The sequence below is a fragment of the Micromonospora haikouensis genome (assembly GCF_900091595.1).
GTDB classification, from domain to species: domain Bacteria; phylum Actinomycetota; class Actinomycetes; order Mycobacteriales; family Micromonosporaceae; genus Micromonospora; species Micromonospora haikouensis.
On record NZ_FMCW01000022.1, the window covers coordinates 20758 to 40721 of the forward strand.

Annotated in this window: 12 protein-coding genes; 6 read left to right on the forward strand and 6 right to left on the reverse strand. The window is 75.9% G+C overall.

The annotated features are described in order from the left end of the window. Positions 1–23: 23 nt before the first annotated feature. Positions 24–983, forward strand: coding sequence for a hypothetical protein (locus GA0070558_RS21755; RefSeq protein ID WP_256092060.1), 960 nt, complete (start codon positions 24–26; stop codon positions 981–983). A gap of 133 nt (positions 984–1116) precedes the next feature. Here GA0070558_RS21755 and rsmI read toward each other — a convergent pair whose 3' ends face one another. Beyond that, a complete protein-coding gene (gene rsmI, locus GA0070558_RS21760) occupies positions 1117–1956 on the reverse strand; it encodes a 16S rRNA (cytidine(1402)-2'-O)-methyltransferase (RefSeq protein WP_439709622.1) in 840 nt (279 codons plus the stop codon). A 92-nt stretch (positions 1957–2048) separates the two neighbouring features. Between rsmI and GA0070558_RS21765 the strand changes: the two genes are divergently transcribed. The 5 genes from GA0070558_RS21765 to GA0070558_RS21785 all read left to right on the forward strand — a co-directional run bounded on the left by GA0070558_RS21765 (position 2049) and on the right by GA0070558_RS21785 (position 8262). Next, positions 2049–3830, forward strand: a complete 1782-nt coding sequence (locus tag GA0070558_RS21765; RefSeq protein WP_091283143.1) for a dolichyl-phosphate-mannose--protein mannosyltransferase — start codon at positions 2049–2051, stop codon at positions 3828–3830. Between the two features lie 366 nt (positions 3831–4196). Continuing rightward, positions 4197–5525, forward strand: a complete 1329-nt coding sequence (locus GA0070558_RS21770) for a VWA domain-containing protein (RefSeq protein WP_091283145.1) — start codon at positions 4197–4199, stop codon at positions 5523–5525. Between the two features lie 2 nt (positions 5526–5527). Next, a complete protein-coding gene (locus GA0070558_RS21775; protein ID WP_091283147.1) occupies positions 5528–6313 on the forward strand; it encodes a peptidase in 786 nt (261 codons plus the stop codon). A gap of 155 nt (positions 6314–6468) precedes the next feature. Next, positions 6469–7125 (forward strand): 4'-phosphopantetheinyl transferase family protein, encoded by a 657-nt coding sequence (locus tag GA0070558_RS21780; RefSeq protein ID WP_091283149.1) that lies wholly within the window; start codon positions 6469–6471, stop codon positions 7123–7125. 81 nt (positions 7126–7206) lie between these two features. After that, positions 7207–8262, forward strand: coding sequence for a DUF4352 domain-containing protein (locus tag GA0070558_RS21785; protein ID WP_091283150.1), 1056 nt, complete (start codon positions 7207–7209; stop codon positions 8260–8262). Between the two features lie 87 nt (positions 8263–8349). On the opposite strand, the gene GA0070558_RS21790 is transcribed toward GA0070558_RS21785, so the two are convergent. From GA0070558_RS21790 to GA0070558_RS21810, 5 genes are read right to left on the reverse strand one after another with little or no spacing between them, the layout of a single operon-like run. Then, positions 8350–8850, reverse strand: a complete 501-nt coding sequence (locus GA0070558_RS21790; RefSeq protein WP_077936039.1) for a nuclear transport factor 2 family protein — start codon at positions 8848–8850, stop codon at positions 8350–8352. Between the two features lie 5 nt (positions 8851–8855). Next, complete coding sequence (locus tag GA0070558_RS21795; protein ID WP_091283154.1) at positions 8856–9827, reverse strand: SDR family oxidoreductase; 972 nt, start codon at positions 9825–9827, stop codon at positions 8856–8858. Continuing rightward, the gene (locus tag GA0070558_RS21800) at positions 9824–11395 is read right to left on the reverse strand and encodes a phthiocerol/phthiodiolone dimycocerosyl transferase family protein (protein ID WP_176734302.1); all 1572 of its coding nucleotides are present in this window, start codon (positions 11393–11395) and stop codon (positions 9824–9826) included. Before GA0070558_RS21800 ends, GA0070558_RS21795 begins: the two co-directional genes overlap by 4 nt. Continuing rightward, positions 11392–12633 carry an FAD-dependent monooxygenase gene (locus tag GA0070558_RS21805; protein WP_091283156.1) on the reverse strand — a complete coding sequence of 414 codons (1242 nt, stop codon included), beginning with the start codon at positions 12631–12633 and terminating at the stop codon, positions 11392–11394. The genes GA0070558_RS21800 and GA0070558_RS21805 overlap by 4 nt, the downstream gene beginning before the upstream one ends. Beyond that, entirely contained in the window at positions 12630–19964 is a 7335-nt protein-coding gene (locus GA0070558_RS21810; protein WP_256092061.1) for a non-ribosomal peptide synthetase, read from the reverse strand. Before GA0070558_RS21810 ends, GA0070558_RS21805 begins: the two co-directional genes overlap by 4 nt.

The following is a 19964-nucleotide window of genomic DNA, read 5'->3' on the forward strand; positions in this document are numbered from 1 at the left end:
ACCTGCCGGTGTCCAATGAAACCGTGACTGGCAGACGAGCCGCCCAGGGGCACGAGGAGCCGCCCGGCGGATCGGCGCCCGCGCCGCCCGCGCAGGCGGCCCGGCCCGCCCAGGCGGGCCCGACCACGCAGCCCGGCCCGCCCGTCCAGGCGGGCCCGCCCACCCAGCCCGGCCCGCCCGCGCTGCCCGGGCAGGCGGTCGGCCCCGACCAGCCGGTGGAGGTGGAGCCGACCACCGGCGCCCCGGTCGACGCGGTGCCGCGCCGGGTCCCCGTCCGGCAGCCCGGCGGCCGGCTCCGCCGGGCCCCCGCCCCCGCCGAGGACGCGCAGGGCGACGACGACGGGCTGTTCTGGGCCCCGATCGAACAGGTGCACTGGGACGGCACCCCCCTGCGCGAGGAACACGGCCGCCGCCGCTGGTGGCGGCGCGCCGCCGACGCGGACCCCCGGGGCGGCACCCGCCGTCGGCGCGCCGCCGACCGGCCCGCCCACCCGCCGGACCCCTGGCAGGGCCTCTCCGCCCTGCTGGCGCTCAGCCTGCTCGCCGCCTTCTTCGCCTGGGTGAGCGTCGGCCCGTTCTGGCTCGCCCTCGGGCACGCCACCACCGGCACCGTCGTGATCGGCGAGTGCACGGGCGCCGGGTTGACGCAGCGCTGCCGGGGGGTCTTCACCGCCGAGGGCGAGCGGTTCATCGCCTTCGGGGTACGGGTCAGCGGGGTGCCCGCCGAACGCACCGCCACCGGCTCCACCCTGACCGCCCGGATGACCGGCCCGTCGGGCGACACCGCGTACGCCGACACCGGCGCCGGTCGGCACCTGCGCTGGCTGCTCGGGCTGCTGCTGGTGCTGGCCTGCGGCGCGGGGATCGCCCGGTACACCGGTGCGGCCCGGCTGGCCGACCGGCGGGCCCGCCGCTGGGCGGTGGCGGTCGCGGTGGCCGGCCCGCTCGTGATCAGCGCCGGCTTCCTCGCCGCCGCCTGGTAGGCGCGCCCGCCCCGGCCCCCGCCGGCCGGTTCGCCGCCCGCCCGCTGCCCCGCCGGCTGCGCTCGCCCGCCCGCCGGTTAGGAAGGGGCCCTTCCTATACAGAATGCGTTAACAAGGTGCCCTTCCTTGCACCTCAGGCGTGGACGGTGGTGTAGACGTCGCGGCGGCGCAGGCCGTACTCGGTGGCGACCTCGGTGATCGCGTCGCGCCGGGACAGGCCGGCGGCCTCCCGCTCGGCGACGGCCGCGCGGAGGGTCTCGTCGTCGGGGCGCTGCGCGGCGGCCGGCGGCGCGCCGGCCACCACGAGGGTGATCTCGCCGCGCGGCTCGTGCTCGGCGGCCCAGGCGGCCAGCTCGCCGAGGGGGCGGCGGACCACCTCCTCGTACGTCTTGGTCAGCTCGCGGCAGAGCGCGGCCGGGCGGTCGGCGCCGAACCCGGCGGCCAGGTCGGCGAGCGCGCCCGCGATGCGGTGCGGGGCCTCGAAGAGGACCAGGGTGCGTTCCTCGCCGGCCAGGGCGCGCACCCGGGACCGCCGCGCGCCGGGGGTGCGGGGCAGGAAGCCCTCGAAGCAGAACCGGTCGCTGGGCAGGCCGGACAGGGCCAGGGCGGTGGTGACGGCGCTGGGCCCGGGTGCGGCGGTCACCGGGACCCCGGCGTCGAGGGCGCCCCGGACCAGCCGGTAGCCGGGGTCGGAGACGCTGGGCATGCCGCCGTCGGTGACCAGGGCGACGACGTATCCCTCGCGGAGGACCTCGACGAGTTCGGGGGTGCGCCGCTCCTCGTTGCCCTCGAAGTAGGAGACGATCCGGCCGCCGACGGTGACGTCGAGGTCGCGGGCCAGCCGGGTGAGCCGCCGGGTGTCCTCGGCGGCGACCACGTCGGCGACGGCGAGCACCTCGCGGAGCCGGGCGGACGCGTCGGCCGGGTTGCCGAGCGGCGCGCCGAGGAGGATCAGGCGTCCGGATTCGGACATTTCACCCAAGAGAAGCGCTCCTTCATCGACAGTTGTACCGATATCGGGGACGACGGGCGCCACCGGGCACCTCCGCAGCCTACGATCGCTGCGTGACGAGTGCGTCGACAGCGCAGAGCGCGAGCGCGGGCCAGGCGGGACCGGAGCAGGCCGGGTCCGCCGGCGACGCGACCGAGGAGTCCGGGCCTCCCCCCACCCCAGACGCCGGCGGCGGGGGCGTCCCCGCGATCGTGCGGCGGCGGCTCGCCACCGTCGACGCCCGGCTGGACGTCAACTCGTGGATCGCCACCGCCGTGGTGGTGGCGATCGCCGCGATCCTGCGCCTGGTCGGCCTCAGCTACCCCAAGGGCAAGATCTTCGACGAGATCTACTACGCCCGCGACGGCTGGGGGCTCGTCGACAAGGGCGTCGAGTGGAACTACAAGGACAACGGCCCGTCGTACGTGGTGCACCCGCCGCTGGGCAAGTGGCTGATCGGCCTCGGCGAGTGGGCGTTCGGCTACTCCGACGCCGAGCACAACATCTCCGTGCCCGGGCACCTGATGACGACCGCACCGGAGTTCGGCTGGCGCTTCGGCGCGGCGCTGGCCGGCATCGTCTCGGTGCTGCTGCTGGTGCGCATCGGCCGCCGGCTGTTCCGCTCCACCACGCTCGGCTGCGCCGCCGGCCTGCTGCTCGCCCTCGACGGCTTCCACCTGGTGCTGTCCCGCACCGCCCTGCTCGACATCTTCCTGCTGCTGTTCGTGCTGGCCGCGTTCGGCGCGCTGGTCCTCGACCGGGACTCCCGGCGTCGCCGGTGGAGCCGGGCGCTGGACGCCGGCCTCGACCCCACCGCGCCCGGCCGCGCCGGCCGGCCCGCCGGCGGCTGGCGGAACTGGCCGTGGTGGCGGCTGGCCGCCGGGGTGCTGCTCGGCCTCGCCTGCGCGGTCAAGTGGAGCGCCCTCTACTTCCTGCCGGCCTTCGCGCTGCTGGCCCTGCTGTGGGAGGTCGGCGTCCGCCGCTCCGCGGGGGTGCGCCGGCCGTGGCGCGACGCGCTGCTCGACGAGCTGCCCTGGCTGGTGCTGGCCGGCGTCCTCATGGTCGTCGCCTACGTGGCGACCTGGTCGGGCTGGCTGCTGACCGACGACGGCTACTACCGCCTCGCCGCCAAGTACCCGAACGTGCCGGGCCTGAGCGACACCCCGATCATCGGGGCGCTGAACAACCTGTGGGAATACCACAAGGCGGCGTACGGCTTCCACAAGCAGCTCGACGACCCGCACAAATACCAGTCCTGGCCCTGGCAGTGGCTGCTGCTGGGCCGGCCGGTGGCGTTCCACTGGTCGGGTGAGGGCGCCTGCGGCGCGCCGAGCTGCGCCTCGGAGATCCTGTTGCTGGGCACGCCGCTGCTGTGGTGGTCGTTCCTGCCCGCCCTGTTCGGGGCAGCCTGGATCGGCCTCGCGCGGCGGGACTGGCGGGCCGGGGCGATCCTGCTCTGCGTGGCCGCCGGGCTGCTGCCCTGGTTCTGGTTCGCCCTCGACGGCCGGACGATGTTCTCCTTCTACACCGCGCCGGCCCTGCCGTTCCTGGTCCTCGCGGTCGTCTACGTGCTGGGCGCGATCGTCACTCCGGCCACCGACGGGGCGCGGGCGCCGGCCACCGACGGGGCGCGGGCGCCGGCCACCGACGGGGCGCGGGCGCCGGCCGCCAAGGGGGCCTCCGCCGACGGCGAGGACGAGGCGGCGGAACGCCGGCTGGTGGGTGGCGTCATCGTGGGCGCGTACGTGCTGCTGGTGGCGCTCTGCTTCGCGTACTTCTATCCGATCTTCGTGGGCAAGCTGCTGCCGTACGCGGAGTGGTCGGCCCGGATGTGGTTGGACGGCCGCTGGATCTGACGCGCTAGCCGTCGGATATCGGACAACCGGGCCCCGGGGCGGGCCCGGTTGTCGGGCCACCGGAACGGGGAAACGGCTCCTGGGCGCAAAGACGCGCGCCCCGATCGCCTGCCACGGGGGAAGCGGGCGATTGGGGCGCGCAATAGGAGCTTAACCACCCGGCACCACCGGCACAACGGGTGGACTCGGGTCAGATTTCCGACGGAGCAACACCAGCCTAATGGTTTACATGCGGCAGCTAACCGTCAGTCATCCGGCGGGGACCTTACGGAGCTTTCCGGCCGCGCCGAGGGTCCGGCCCACCCCTCCGCCGGGCGCCTGAGGGCCGCCTGAGCCTCCAAAGTGGATCTCACTACACTCGCCCCGGTGATCAACAAGAGACGATGGACAACCGTCTTCCGCGGACTGCTGGCGGCAACCGTCCTGGTCGGTCCGGCGGTCGCGCTGGGTGGTCCCGCACCCGCGCGGGCGGACGAGGAAAACCCCGCCACCGAGCCGCCCCGGGTCGAGTTGGTGCTCGACGTCAGCGGCTCGATGCGGGCCCGGGACATCGACGGGCGCAGCCGGATCTCGGTGGCGCAGCAGGCGTTCAACGAGGTCGTGGACGCGCTGCCCGAGGAGACCCAGCTCGGCATCCGGGTGCTCGGGGCCACCTACAAGGGCAAGGACAAGAAGGTGGGGTGCCAGGACACCCAGCAGATCGTGCCGGTCGGCCGGGTGGACCGGGCCCAGGCCAAGGCGGCCGTGGCCACCCTCCGGCCCACCGGGTTCACCCCGGTCGGGCTGGCGCTGCGCTCGGCCGCCGCCGACCTCGGCACGGGTGCCACCGCCCGCCGGATCGTGCTGATCACCGACGGCGAGGACACCTGCGCCCCGCCGGACCCGTGCGAGGTGGCCCGCGAGCTGGCCGCCCAGGGCACCAAGCTGGTGGTGGACACCCTCGGGCTCGCCCCCGACGAGAAGGTGCGCAGGCAGCTGCTCTGCATCGCCGGCGCCACCGGCGGGACGTACACGGCCGCGCAGAGCGCCGAGGAGCTGACCGGCCGGATCAAGCAGCTGGTGGACCGGGCCCGGGACACCTACACCGCCGCACCGACCGTGGTGGGCGGCTCCGCCCGTTGCCCGGACGCGCCGCTGCTCGCCCCCGGCGTCTACACCGACCGGGAACAGTTCTCCGAGCACCGCTGGTACCGGGTGCCGGTGCGCCCGGGTCAGGAGCTGCGGGCCTCGGTGAGCATCGCGCTGGACCGCCCGGTCAACCCCGACCACGCGGTGCTGCTGCGGGCCACCGCCCCCGACGGCCGGGAGCTGGTCCGGGGCGTGGACGCCGGCAGCGGTCGCACCGACGTGGTCTCCGCCGGCCTGCGCTGGTCGGCCGCCGCCGACGACGACGCGGACGACGACGACGGGGACGGGGAGACGCCGAGCCCGGCGGCCGGCGACACGGCGGCCGCCCCGACCACCGTCTGCCTGGTGGTCAGCAACGCGTTCGCGCCGCGCCCCGGCACCCGGGCCAGCCCGGGGATGCCGATCGAGCTGACCGTCGACGTGGTCGCCTCGTCGCCGGACCCCGGCGGGCCGGACCTGGGCCGGGGCTGGGTGCTGTTGCTGCTGCTGACCCTGGCCGGCCTGGTCACCGGGCTCGTCGCCGGGCTGCTCACCCGCTGGTGGGTCGCCACCTGGAGGGAGAACTGACGATGCGTACCCCGTTGATCCGGTCCTCGGCGGCGCTGGTCGCCGCCGCCGCGCTGACGCTCCCGGCCGCCCCCGCGCTGGCCGCGCCCACCCCCTCGCCCGGTGCCGCGACGGTCACCAAGGCCGGCACCTCGTTCCTCACCGCCACGCCGATCACCGCCGGCCAGCCGGTGCGGGTCGGCGCGTCAGGCGGCGACTACCTCTACTGGTCGTTCTCGGCCAGCGCCGGGCAGGTCCACGAGATCGCGGCGACGGTCACCTTCCCGAAGGGCCGCACCGGCGACTCCACCTGGACCGTCGAGGTCTTCGACGGCCTGCGCCGCCGGCAGGCGTGCACGACGGGGGCGCAGACCCCGACCGCCGGGGCGTCGGCGACCAGCGTGGCGCTGGGCTGCACCCTGCGCCGGGTCCGGTCGTGGGCCGAGCCGTGGTCGGCCGACCCGCTGCCCGGCACGTACTACGTGCGGCTCTCCGTCGTGGAGCTGCCGGAGCCGGACCTCGGCCTGCCGGTCGACGTGGACCTGCTGGTCGCCGAGGTCGGCGACGGCGACGCCCCCGCCGACGACGGGGAGCTGAAGGCCCCGCTGGTGCCCAACACGAAGGCCGGGACGGTGCTGACCGGTGACCCGGCGGCGGCCCCGGCCGACGAGGAGGACGACGGGAGCCTCCTCGCCGGGTGGCTGCCGGACCTGTCGTCGCGGTGGGTCTGGACCACGGTCGGCGGGGTGCTCGCGGCGGTGGCCGGCGTCGTCGGCTTCGCGCTGACCCGCCGTCCCCGCCGGCCCTGACCCCCGCCGGCCCGCCCCTGCCGTGGGCCGTGGGATCGGCGCGTGCCGACCGCCGATCCCACGGTCCGCCGGCGCGGGGACGGGTGCGGTACGTTCGACGGCGATGAGCGGCGTGCGGGGCGGTCGGGGCCGCGACGGGGGCGGCGGGGGCCGGGATGCGTGACCTGCTGCCGCCCGAGGTCGCGGTGGCCGTCGCCGGTGGGGACGACGGGGACGGCGAGCTGCTGCCCGCCGAGCGGGCCTGCCTGGGCGAGCGGGCGGTCGAGCGCCGCCGGCGCGACTTCACCGCCGGGCGGGTCTGCGCCCGGCGGGCGCTCGCCCGGCTCGGCGTGCCGGCCGTCGCCGTACCCGCCGCGCCCGACCGCTCCCCGGTCTGGCCGCCCGGGGTGGTCGGCACCATCACCCACACGCCGGGCTACTGCGCCGCCGCCGTGGCCCGCGCCGACGAGATCCGGTCGGTCGGCATGGACGCCGAACGGCACCGGGAACTCAACCCGGGGGTACGCCGGCTGGTCGGCCTGCCCGAGGAGTGGGACGACTGCGCCCGGCTCCCCGACACCGCACCCTGGCCCGTCGTGCTGTTCAGCGCCAAGGAGACCGTCTACAAGGTGTGGCACCCGATCGTCGGCACGTGGCTGGACTTCCACGATGCCCGCATCGAGCTGGACCCGGACTCCGGCCTGTTCACGGCCCGGATCTCCCCCGCCAGGCTGGCCGCGGCCCCGGTGCCCGACCCGCCCGCGACGGTCACCGGGCGGTTCGCCGTCGACGCCGACGTGGTCCGTACCGCCGCCATCCTGTTACCCCGATGAGACGGTCGGGGCGATCCCCGACTTGGCCAGGAGCGATACCGTCAGGGCGTTCGAGATCGCGATGAGGTGCCGAGGAGTACGGTGAGCCACCCCCAGGACCCATACGGGCCGCCGCAAGACCCCTACCAGCAGAACCAGGATCCAGCGACGGCACCCGTGCCCCCGTGGCCGGCCGATCCGACCGCCCCGCCGCCCCTGCCGCCGACCACCGCCCAGCCCCCGGTCTCGGGCGCGGGGTACCCGCCGCCGCCGGTCTCGGGTGCGCCCTATCCGCCGCCGGTGTCCGGCGCGCCGTACCAGCCGACCTCGGGATCGCCGTACCAGCCCACGTCGGGATCGCCGTACCAGCCGGGTGGGTTCACGCCGCCGCCCACCCCCGACCCGACGTACCAGCCGGGCGTGGAGGCGGCCTACCCGCCGCCGCCGGGGCCGGCCTACCCGCCGCCCCCGGGTGGGTCGTACCCGCCCGGCCCGGGCTACGCGCCGGGCCCGGGTTACCCGCTCGGCCCGCCGGCCAGGAAGAGCAGCAAGAAGCCGATCGTCATCATCGTGGTCATCGTGGTGGTGCTCGCGCTGCTCTGCTGCGTCGGCGGCATCGTGGCGCTGGTCACCGGGGCCAACGAGGCGGCGAAGGAGGCCGAGCGGCAGTTCCCGGACCTGCCCCGGGTCACCACCGCACCGAGCGGCCTGCCGAGCGCCGGCCCGACCTCCTCGTCGTCGTCCGCACCGGCCGACGGTGAGACCTTCAACATGAAGGCCGGCGACAGCCTGGTCATCACCGACGACGACGGCACCCTGGAGATCACGGTGCTGCGGTTCCGCACCTCGACGAAGGGCTGCAAGTCGTACTCGCCCGACCCCGACAAGGGGCTCTACCTGATCGCGGACGTCACCGCGACGGTGAAGAGGGGCAACATGTCGATCAACCCGTTCTACTTCCAGTGGGTGGCCGAGGACGGCACCACCGCGAACGGGATCGCCGGCGCGCTGGCCGGCTGCGGCGACCTGCTCGACTCCGGGGTCAACCTGCGGGAGGGCAGCAAGCGCACCGGCAGCGTCACCTTCGACGTGACCAACAAGAACGGCGAGCTGGAATACCGGCACAAGCTGGAGACCGCCGGCTCCTGGAAGCCGTAGGCGCACCACCTCGCGTACGTGGGGGCCGGCCCGCCGCCGCGGGCCGGCCCCCCGTCCGTCCCCACCCCACGGGTGGCGGGGCCACGGTCACCCCCGACCGGGGCCCGGCCCTTTCGGGCGGCGGCGTGTGGCGGGCCGCAGGAGGTCGACCAGGCCACGCCAGGCGTGCCCGATCGTCAGCCCGGCCCGGATGGTCGCCAGGGGGTTCCAGAAGTCCCGGAAGTGGACGATCCGCCCGTCCCGGAACCGCACCACCGAGATGTAGACCTGGTGGAACGGCCGGCCCGTGACGACGCCCCGGCCGGCACCGACGAACTCGGCGATCACCAGCTCCGGGTCGGTGGTCTCGTGGAAGGTCAGGCCGGAGAAGCGCACGTCGAACTGCTTCGGGAAGTCCTTCATGTGCTCGTACAGCTCACGGTGGCCGGTGAACCGCGCGGGGATGCCCGGCAGGGGGTAGGGGAACTCCAGCACCCCCTCGGGGTCGAACAGCTCCACCCATTCGGTGATCCGTCCCTCGGAGATCAACTCCAGGTTGCGGGCGAACCGGGCCTGGGCCTGGGTCCGGGCCTGCTGGTCGGCGTCCATGCTGGTCAGTCCTCACTGCTGGTCGGGGCGACGGGCACGGGCCCCGGGTCGCCGGATGCGGGACCCGGGTCGCCGGTCGGGGGTCGCCTGTCGGGGCGGGGCCGCACGAGCGGGGCGAAGTTGCGGTCGAGCAGGGCGTCGGGCAGCAGCCGGGCGGCCAGGCTGCCCAACCGCACGTCGCCGCCGACCGGATACCGGGTCCTCGGCCGCGCGGCGGTCAGCGCCCGGGCGACCGCCCGCGCGAAGTCCGCCGGGGTGGTCCCGCTGCGCCGGGCCTGCGCGGCCAGCCGGGCGAGGAAGCGGTCGAACGGCTCCGCGTACAGGTCGCCGGCCCGCCCCGCAGCCCGGGCCATCGTCTCCGCCCCGGCGTCGGCGACCTTGTCCCAGATCGGCGTCTGGATCGCCCCCGGCTGGACCACCGACACCGCGATCCCGAACGGCCGCAGCTCGCGCCGCAGGCTGTCGCTGACCGCCTCCTTGGCGAACTGGGCCGCCGCGTACGCGCCCAGGTAGGGCAGTGCGACCCGGCCCAGGCCGGAGGTGACGTTCACGATCCGGCCCCGGCCGGTGCGCAGCAGCGGGAGGAAGCCCTGGATCACGGCGACCTGGCCGACCACGTTGGTGTCGAGCTGCCGCCGCAGCTGCTCCGGCGGCACGCACTCCAGGGGGCCGGGCAGGCTGATGCCGGCGTTGTTGACCAGCCCCCAGAGGCCACCGGCCCCGACCTGCCGGGCCACCTCGTCGACGGCGCCCCGGATCTGGTCGGCCCGGGTGACGTCGAGGCGCAGCGGGGTGAGCCGCCCGGCCGTGGCGGCGGCGGCCAGGTCGTCGGCGGCGGCCCGGTCACGCACCCCGGCGAAGACCCGGAAACCGGCCCGCTCCAGGTGGAGCGCGGCCTCCCGGCCGAGCCCTGACGAGGCGCCGGTGACCACCACGGCCCGGCCCCGCGCGTCGATCCGCCGTCCGGCCCCGATCATGTTCCCGCCCCTCTGTCGGTTCCGGCCGGCACCGCCGCGACCCCCGTCGCCGTTGCGTCGTTCCCGGCCGCTGTCTCGTCGATCCCGGCCGCCGCTCCCTCGGCCCCCGCCGCCGTTGGCTCGATCCCGGCCGCCGCTTCCCCGGCCCCGGCCGCCGACTCGCCGATCTCGGCCAGCACCGCGTCGACGCAGGCGGCGACGAGGCGGGCCGCCCTGGCGTCCGGGACCGCCTCCGGCACGTGGACGAAGTTCCAGGCCAGCTCCCCGTGGCTGGTGTTCGCCGTGGCGACGAAGTAGCCGCAGACGGAGAGCCCGGCGACGAACTGCGCCCCGCCGAGCCGCCAGGCCCCGATCCGGTCCGGGAAGTCGTACCGGCCGAGGTTGGACAGGCAGAGGTTCACCGGCCCGGTCCGCTCGGTCAGCTCCACGAACCGGCCGCTGGCCCCGACCGACGGCGGGCAGGAGAGGCGGACGAGGTCGACCATGGCGAAGTGGCTGCCCCGGCGGCGACGGCCCGCGAGGTCGCCGCTGATCGACCGGGCGACCTGCCACAGCGACACGCCCGGCCGGTAGGGCACGAACGAGGGGACGGTGGCGACGTACGCGCCGACGGCCCGCTCGGGCACGGGGGGCGTCAGCACGGCCCGGAAGTCCACCGGGGAACCGATCGCCACGTGCCCCGGGGCGGGCGGGGGTGTCTCGGCGGCGACCGCGAGGACCATGGCGGCGGCGAGCGCACCGTGCACCGTGGTCCGTTCCCGGCGGCACGCCCGGGCCAGCGCGGCGACCTGCTCGGCGGTGAGCGTGCGGTGCAGCAGCCGGCTCCGGCGCTCGGTGAACGGCACGAACCGGCTCGGCGTCACCCGGGTCGGCCGGTGCCGGCGCACCGCGTACAGGTCCCGCAGCAGTTGCCCGCCGAGCCGCAGCGCGCCGGTGACGCCCCGGTACCGGCGGGGGAACATCCGCTCGGCCGGTGGCAGGGCCGGCTCGGCGCTGACCGGGGTTCGGGCGTCCGGGCCGGGCGGGCCCTGGGCGGCCAGCCGGTCGGCGTGCTCGATCCACTGGCGCAGCAGCGACAGGGCGGTCGTGCCGTCGGCCACGCAGTGCGGCAGGGTCAGGATCAGGTCGTGCGCGTCCCCGGGCGCAGCACCCGTCGTCAGCACGACGGCCCGGCAGAGCGGGCCGGCCCGCCAGTCGACCCGGTCGGCCAGCTCCCGCTCGTTGACCTCGCGCAGCCAGCCTGCGTCGGGATCGGCGGGCACGCCGGGGGCGGCGGGCAGCCCGGCGTCGGCGGCACCGTCGGGGCCGGGCGCGGCCCGCCGCAGCGGGATCGGCCGGTCCGTCGGCACGAACCGGGGTCGCCGGCCGTCCGGCCGGGTCGCGATGGCCACCCGCAGCAGCGGATGGCGGGCCTGGAGGTCGTCCAGCGCCGCCCGCAGCAGCTCCGGCGGCAGGTGCCCGCGCACCCGGACGCGGGCGATGACGTTGAGCGGGGAGACCTGGTCGGCGATCCAGTACCAGCGTTCCAGCGGGCTGAGCGCCCGGTGGGCCCCACGCGCGGGGCTCACCGCCCGGCCGCCGGCAGGACGTCGGGGAAGGTCAGGTCCGCCAGGTTGCGGCGGTCGACCAGACGCGTGGGCAGCCACCGCAGGTACGCGCGGCGGGCCAGGTCCCCGGCGGGGCTGGCGAGCTGCTCGATCCGGCTCAGCGAGTGCGCCTGGCGGATCATCCGCCGGGTGCGGTCACGGCGGGCCGCCTCGTAGCGGCGCAACGCGCCCGGCAGGTCGGTGGCCCCGGCCAGGCACCGGGCCAGCACCACCGCGTCCTCGACCGCCATCGCCGCGCCCTGGCCGAGGCTCGGCAGCATCGGGTGCGCCGCGTCGCCGAGCAGGGTGACCGCGCCGTCGCCCCAGCGTCGCAGGGCGGGGCGGTCCCGGGCGGGGACGCTGATGACCGCCGCGTCGGCGGTGGCGGCCACGGTTTCGACCACCTCGTCGGCCCAGCCCGCGTACGCGCGGAGGATCTCGTCCCGGCCGCCACGCCAGTCGCGGGCCGCCTCCGGCGGCATGTTGCGGGTGCCCCACCAGTAGACGTTGTCGCCGCCGAGGTGCACCAGCCCGAACCGCTGGCCCCGCCCCCAGTAGTGGGCGGCGTACCCGTCGCGCACCAGGTGATGCCGGTACGCGACGGTCGCCAGCCAGCACACGTACCCGGGTTCCCGGGGGCGCTCGGGGCCGACGAGCTGCCGGCGTACCGCCGACCCGAAGCCGTCCGCGCCGATCAGCAGGTCGCCGTCGGCGCTGGTGCCGTCGGCGAACTCGACCCGGATGCCGCCGTGGTGGCGGTGGAACCGGCGGGCGGCGGACCCGAGCCGGATCGGCGGGTCCCCGGCCTCGGCGAGCAGGGCCCGGTGCAGTTCGGCGCGGTGGATGGCGACGTTCTGCGCGCCGACCCGGTCGCCGAGGTGCGCGAACCGGACGGTCCTGATCGGCCGCCCGGCGGCGGTGCGGAAGTGCAGCTCCGGGTAGACCTGGCCGCGCCGCTCCACGTCGAGGTCGATGCCGAGGCAGCGCAGCGCGACGCGGGCGTTGGCGGTCAGCGAGAGCGCCGAGCCGGCCGCCCGCAGCTCCGACGCCTGCTCGTGGATCTCCACGTCGACCCCGACGCGGCGCAGCGCGCCGGCCGCCGCGAGGCCGCCGATGCCCGCGCCGACGATGATGGCCTTCGGCCGGCGGCGGCCCGAACCGGCGGCCTGCACCGAGCCGGCGGCGCGGGCCGGGCCGCCGGAGCCGGCGGGGGCGATCATCGCGCGTCCCCGACCGGCCGGCGGGCCGGGGCGTCGTCCGCCAGCAGCCCGGTGATCCGCCGCCCCACCTCGGCCACGTACGGCTCGTCCATCAGCACCAGGTGGTCACCGGGTACGTCGATCACGTCGACCCGGCCGGTGGTCAGCTCGCCCCAGCCGTTGCGCGGGTCGAGGTGCAGGGTGCCGGCGAGATCGTGCATGGGCTTCAGCACGGCGGGCAGCGGGTCGGCGGCCCGCAGCAGGGTGAGGTCCTGGTCGACGACCTCGGGCCGGTAGGAGATGATCGCCTCCCAGTTGGCCCGGAAGACCGCGAAGAGGCGGCGCACCGAGCCGCGCGGGCTGCCCGGGCGCAGCACCCCGCTCTCGCCGGCCCGACCCGCGATGAAGTCGAGCTTCGCCTCGGGTGTGGTCAGCTCGGTCGGCACGCCGCGCGTCGGCACCCCGTCGTGGCCGAGCCGCATCAACTCCCAGAAGAACCAGTCGAGCAGGACGTCGTCGGCGACCGGCACCGGGTCGCCGGGCCGGCGGGCGATCGGGTCGAGCAGGATCAGCCGGTCGACCCCGGCCCCGCCCTCGCGAAGCTGTCGCGCCATCTCGAAGGCGACCACCCCGCCGAACGACCAGCCGCCGATGGCGTACGGGCCGTCGGGCTGGACCCGGCGGATCGCGTCGAGGTAGGCGCGGGCCAGCTCGGGAACGGTACGCAGCGGCTCGGTGCCCGCGTCCACCCCGGCGGCCTGCAGCGCGTACAGGGGCTGGTCGGGGCTGAGGTGGCGGGCCAGCGGGACGTAGCAGAGCACGTTGCCGCCGAGCGGGTGCACCAGGAACAGCGGTGGCCGGTCGCCCCGGGCCCGGATCGGCACCAGCGGGTCGAACGTGAGGTCCGCCCCGCCGGAGCGCAGCAGCGTGGCCACGCCCGCCACGGTCGGCGTGGCGACGAACGCCGAGACGGGCACGGCCACCCCGAACCGCTTCTCCAGCATCACCACCAGCCGCATCGCGGTCAGCGACGTGCCGCCCAGCTCGAACAGGTTGTCGTGCGCCCCGACGGCCGGCAGGTGCAGCAGGTCGGCGGCGATGTCGGCGACGACGCGCTCGTACCGGTCGCGGGGGGCGACGCGGGGCGCCTCGGCCAGCTCCAGCGGCAGCTCCCGCAGGGCGCGGTCGTTGCGCTTGCCGCTGGGGGTCAGCGGCATCGCCGGCAGCCACTGCCAGCGCGCCGGCACCAGGTGCTCGGGGAGGGTGGCGCGCAGCCGGCCGCGTACGTCGGCCAGATCGACCGCGTCCGGGTCGCCGACGAGGAACGCGGCGAGGTAGGAGTCGACGCCCTCCCGGCGGCGGGCGACGACGGCGGCCTCCCGGATCCCCGGGTACTCCGCGGCCAGCTCCATGACCGCCATCTCCACCTCCAGGGGTTCCACCCGGAAGCCACGGATCTTGGTCTGGGTGTCGGTGCGGGCCACCCAGATCAGGTCCCCGTTGGGCAGGTAGCGGGCCAGGTCGCCGGTGCGGTAGAGCCGGCTGCCCGGCGGGCCGAACGGGTTGGGCACGCAGCGCTCGGCGGTGAGGCCCGGCCGGCCGTGGTAGCCCCGGGTGACCTGGATCCCGCCGTAGTACAGCTCGCCGGTCACCCCCGTCGGCACGGGCCGCATCCGCTCGTCCAGCAGGTGCATCTCGACCCCGTCGATGGCGGGCCCGATCGGCGGCAGGTTGGGCCACCGCGCCGGGTCGCCGGTCATCGGGTACGCGGTGACCAGGTGCGTCTCGGTCGGCCCGTACTGGTTCTCCAGGACCGCGCCGGCCGGCAGGGCGGCCAGGAAACGCCGGATCTCGGCGGTCACCCGCAGCTGCTCGCCGGAGGAGATCACCACCCGCAGCGCGCGGGGGTGGATGCCGAGCAGCTCCGCGGCCTCGGCGAGCTGCTGCAACGCGACGTACGGCAGGAAGATCCGCGCGACGGACTCGCGGTCGAGCAGCCGCAGCAGGGCCGGCACGTCCCGCCGGAGGTCCTCGTCGATGATCCGCAGGGTGCCGCCCGCGCTGATCGTGGTGAGGATCTCCTGGAACGACACGTCGAAGCTGAGCGGGGCGTACTGCAGCGTGGTGCCGCCGGCCGCCGCGCTGGCCGCCCGGATCTGCCACGCCTGGTAGTTGTCGAGCGCGCCGTGCGTCATCGCCACGCCCTTGGGCACCCCGGTCGAGCCGGAGGTGAACAGGACGTAGAGCAGGTCGTCGGCGGTGACCCGGGGCAGCGCCACGGCCTCGTCGGTGACTGCGGGCCCCGCGACGATGCCACCGGTCGCCGGGTCCGCGACGAGGTCGGCCACGTCGAGGACCGTCGCCTGGTCGCCCACCAGGCCCCGGTGCCGCCGATGCGTCACGATCCGTGCCGGCCGGGCCTGCTCGACCATCGCGGCGATGCGCTCCGCCGGGTACGTCACGTCCAGCGGGACGCAGGCGGCCCCGGCCCGCGCGATGCCGTAGATCGCGGCGATCATCTCCGGCGACCGGTCCAGGGCGATCCCGACGAGCTGGCCAGGCCGTACCCCGGCGCACAGCAGCCCGACGGCGATCCGGTCGACCATCTCGTCGAGCCGCGCGTAGGTCCACCGCTGCGGCGGGCCGCCGGAGGCAGCCTCGGCGTCGAAGGTGATCGCGACGGCGTCCGGGGTGCGCCGGGCGTGCGCGGCGAGGCGGCGTCCCACGTCGCCGGGGGTTTCCAGGGGCGGGCCGGCGGGCTGCGGCGCGGCGGCGAGGAAGCCGAAGTCCGGCTCGCCCTGCGGGTCGGCCACGATCCGGGCGAGGATGCGCAGGTACGCGTCGATCAGCAGGTCGGTCTGCGCCGGGGTGAGGGTGCGCCCGTCGGCGTCGACGCGCAGCGACACGCGCCGGTCGGCGGGGCTGACGAACACGTTCACCAGCAGGGTGAAGTTGGTCTCCTCCCAGGTGTCGAAGCCGAGCAGCTCGACCTCGGGCAGCTGGAGCAGCGGGGTCAGCACGTGCATGTGGACGTAGTTGAAGGCCGTCTCGAAGACCGGCTCGCCACCCCGGTCGCCGACGATGGCGTGCAGCGGGTAGCGCCGGTGCGGGTGGCACTCCCGCTCCTGCCCGTGGACCTGCCGGACCAGCTCCAGCCAGGTACGCGCGCCGGGGGTGACCCGCAGCGGCACCGTGTTGAGGAAGAGCCCCGCGACGAGTTCCGCCCCGGGCCGGTCCGGCCGGCCGTGGGTGACCAGGCCGGTGGTGACGTCCGCCGCACCGGAGTACAGCCGCAGCAGCAGGCAGTGCGCCGCGAGCAGGACCGACTTCACCGGCAGCCCGTGTGCGGCGGCGAAGCCGCGTACCCGGTCCTGGAGGTCGTCGGGCAGCGGGACGTGCCGGATGATCGTCCCCTCGTCGCCGGGCGGCTCGTACTGGCGGCAGCCCTCGATCTGGGTGAGTTCCGCGCCGTCGAGCCGGGCCCGCCAGAAGTCGCGGGTGGCGACGGAGTCGACCGCGCGGCGCTCCTCGACGACGTACGCCGCCGGGGAGGGCAGCGCGGCCGCCCGGGGCGGGTCGATGTCGACGCCCACCAGGCGCAGGTAGGTCCGCAGCAGGTCACCGACGACGGTGGCCACGCTCCAGCCGTCGAGGAGCACGTGGTGGAAGCTGAACACCAGGTCGACGGCCCCGGACGGCAGCAGGTGCACCCGCATCAGGTGCAGCGGGGCGCGGTCGAACGCGTAGCGGTGGCGGCGCCGCTGCCGCATGTGCGCCAGCACCTCGGCGTCGGCCGTGGCGGCGTCGAGGTCGCGCAGGTCGGCGACGTCGAGGCCGCCGGTCACCCGGGCGTGGACGACCTGGAGCGGCTCGGAGTAGCCGCCCAGGTCGAACGAAGAGCGCAGGGCCGGGTGGCGGTCGAGGAGGCGGGCGTGGGCGGCGCGGAACGCGACCTCGTCCCACGGCAGCCGCAGCGAGTAGCGGAACACGTCGTGGTAGGCGGTGGCGTCCTCGCGTTCGCTGCCGTGGAACAGCAGGCCGAGCTGGAGCCGGGTCGCCGGGAAGGCGTCCTGCGCGTCGCCCAGCGCGGCCCGGTCCAGGTGCGACACCAGCCCGAACGGCTCCGGCGGGGCGTCCTGCCCACCGGCGGGCGGCGCGGCGGCGCGGGTGTGGGCGGCCAGCGCCGCCACGGTGGGCCGGGCCACCAGGTCGGCGACGGTGACGTGCAGGCCGTGTCGGGCCGCCTCGGCGCCGACCCGCAGGGCGAGGATGGAGTCGCCGCCGACGGCGAACCAGTCCTGGTGGATGCCGACGGACGGCACCCCCAGCACCCGTGCCCAGATCGCGGCGAGGGTGCGTTCCACCTCGTCGCGGGGGCCCGGCCCGGTCCCGGCGTCGGCGCGGGCGGCACCGGCGGGCGGGCCGCCGTCGACGGGCCCGGCGGCGGACCCGGCGGCCGGGTCGGGCAGGGCCGCCTGGTCGAGCTTGCCGTGGGCGGTGAGCGGAATCCGGTCGAGGCGGCGGAAGAGGGCGGGGACCAGGTAGTCGGGCAGCCCGTGCAGGAGCTGGGCGCGCAGCCACGCCGGGTCGAGGTCGGCGTCGGCCCGGTAGTAGCCGACGAGGTGGGTGCCCCGGGCCGGGTCGGTGCGGGCCACCACGACCGCCTCCCGCACGCCGGGCACGGCGGCGAGGGCGTGCCGGGCCTCGCCGGGTTCGACCCGGTTGCCCCGGATCTTCACCTGGTCGTCGAGGCGGCCCAGGTATTCGACGGTGCCGTCGGCCAGCCAGCGGGCGAGGTCGCCGGTGCGGTACAGCCGGCCGCCGGTGACCGGGTCCACGCCGAACCGCTGCGCGGTCAGCTCGGGCTGGCCCAGGTAGCCCCGGGCGACGCCGATCCCGGCGATGCACAGCTCGCCGGGCGCGCCGACGGGCTGCGGCTCGTCGCCGGGGCCGAGCACGTAGAGCTGGATGTTGTCGATCGGGCGGCCGATCGGCACGCGGGCGGTCCGCCCGGCCGGGTCGGGCCGGCACTCGAAGTGGGAGACGTCGACCGTCGCCTCGGTCGGCCCGTACAGGTTGACCAGCCGGGGTCCATGCGGCCCGGCGGGCAGCAGCCGGTGGAACCGGTCGACGTGCGGGGGCGGCAGTTCCTCGCCGCTGGCGAAGACCAGCCGCAGGCCGGCGGCGTCCGCACGGGCCGCGGGGTCGTCGGCGAGCAGGTCGAGGAAGGGCCCCAACATCGACGGTACGAAGTGGACGACGCTGACGCCCTGCCGGGCGACCGTACGTCTCAGCGCGGCCGGGTCCCGCCGCACCTCCGGCTCGGGCAGCACCAGCCGGGCCCCGGCGAGCGCCCACCAGAACAGCTCCCACACGGAGACGTCGAACGACACGGGCGTCTTCTGCACCAGCGCGTCGTCGCCGGTCAGCGGGTAGTGCCGCTGCATCCAGGCGAGTCGGTTGACCACCGAGCGGTGCTCGATCAGCACCCCCTTGGGCCGGCCGGTGGAGCCCGAGGTGTAGCACACGTACGCGAGGTCGGCACCGTCGGCGACCGGCGTCACGGGCGTCGTGGGCCGGTCGGTCATGGCCTTGAGGTGGCAGACGGCGACCCCGGGGCCGACCGGCGGCGGTGGCGTGTCGCCGGTCACCACGAGCACCCGGGCCCCGCTGTCGGTGAGCAGGTGCCGCAGCCGCGCCTGGGGATGGTCGGGTTCGATCGCGACGTACGCCCCGCCCGCCTTCAGCGTGCCCAGGATCGCGGTGAGCAGCCCCGGCCCCCGGTCGGCGAGGACCGCGACCCGGTCGCCCCGGACGATGCCGGCGTCGCGCAGGGCGTGGGCCACCTGGTTGGCGCGGGCGTCGAGGTCGGCGTAGCTGACCGTCTCGTCGGTGCCGTCGACGACCAGCGCGGTCCGGTCCGGGGTGCGGGCGGCCTGCCGGGCGAACAGGCCGTGCACCGTCAGGTCGTCGGGCAGGTCGGCCCGGGTGTCGTTGAGCCCCCGGGTGAGCCGGTCCCGTTCGACCTTGGGCAGCATCGGGGTCTGCGCGAGCGGCCGGTCGGGTCGGTCGAGGGCGTTGCGGAGCAGCGTGACGACGTGCCGGCCCAGGGCCTCGATCGGGAAGTCCGCGTCGAACACGTCGGGGGCGTAGTCGAGGTCCACCGTCAGCGGGCCGTCGTCGAAGTCGTTGACGAGCACGGCGAGGACGTGCCCGTCGTGCAGCCGGCTGCGCACCATCGTCCGCTGCGCGACGCCGGGGACCGGCTCCGGGCGGGGCCAGCGCATCCACGACAGGGTCACGTCGTAGAGCTGCCGCCCGCCGTCGGGCAGGGCCACGCCGCGCAGCAGCTCGCCCCGGGACAGTCCCTGGTGGGCCCAGAGCGCGCGCAGGGTCGTCTGCACCTCGGCGGCCAGGTCCGCCAGCGGTCGCGCGCCGTCGATCCGGACCGGCAGGGGCAGTTCGTTGGCGAAGTGGCCGACGGTGCGGCGTTCGACGTGGGTGCGGCGGTTGAGCAGGGGTACGCCGAGGACGACCCGGTCGGTGCGGTGGATCCGGGCGAGGTAGGTGGCGAGGGCAGAGGCGACGACGGTGAACGGGGACTCGCCCCGGGCGGTGATCCGGTCGACCAGGGCCCGGTCGACGGAGAAGCTGTGCCGCCCGCTGGTGGCGGGCCTGCTGCCGACCGAGCGGGTGCCGCCGGTCGAGGCGCTGTCGCCGGTCGGGCGGTCGGCGGTCGCGCGGCGCGGGAACAGGGCCGGCGCGATGCCCGCCAGCGCGGCGCGGTAGTGCTCGCGGTCCCGTTCGCCGGGGGCCGGTCGCGGGCGCTCGGCGCGGGCGCGGGCCACGGCCAGGTACGACGACGGCGGCGGCTCCTCGGCGCTCGCCCCGGCGCGCAGCAGGCGGGCGTAGTCCTCGCTCGCCTGCTGCAGCAGCAGCCGCCCGCCCCAGCCGTCGGTGACGAGGTGATGGGCATTGAGGTACGCGTAGGTGACCGATTCGCTCTCCACGAGCAGGGCCAGTTCGTACATTCGACTCCGGCGCAGCGGAAACGGGCGGTCGAACGACCGGGCCATCCAGGAATGGCAGGCCGCGCGGGGGTCGGCGTCTTCCGAGAAGTCGATGGTGGCAATTACCGGTGGTTCGTCCTCGACCCACTGATAGGGCTCACCGTTCGCTTCCTCGAAACGCAGCCGCAACGCGTCGTTCCGCAGGACGGCCCGATTCATGCAGGTACGCATCAGGTCGAGGTCGACGGGCCCGGTGAACCGCAGGTATCCCCCGACGTTGAACTGGGGCAGCTCCGGACATAGTCGACCAGCTACCCAGATGTCGGCCTGAACTGTGGTCAA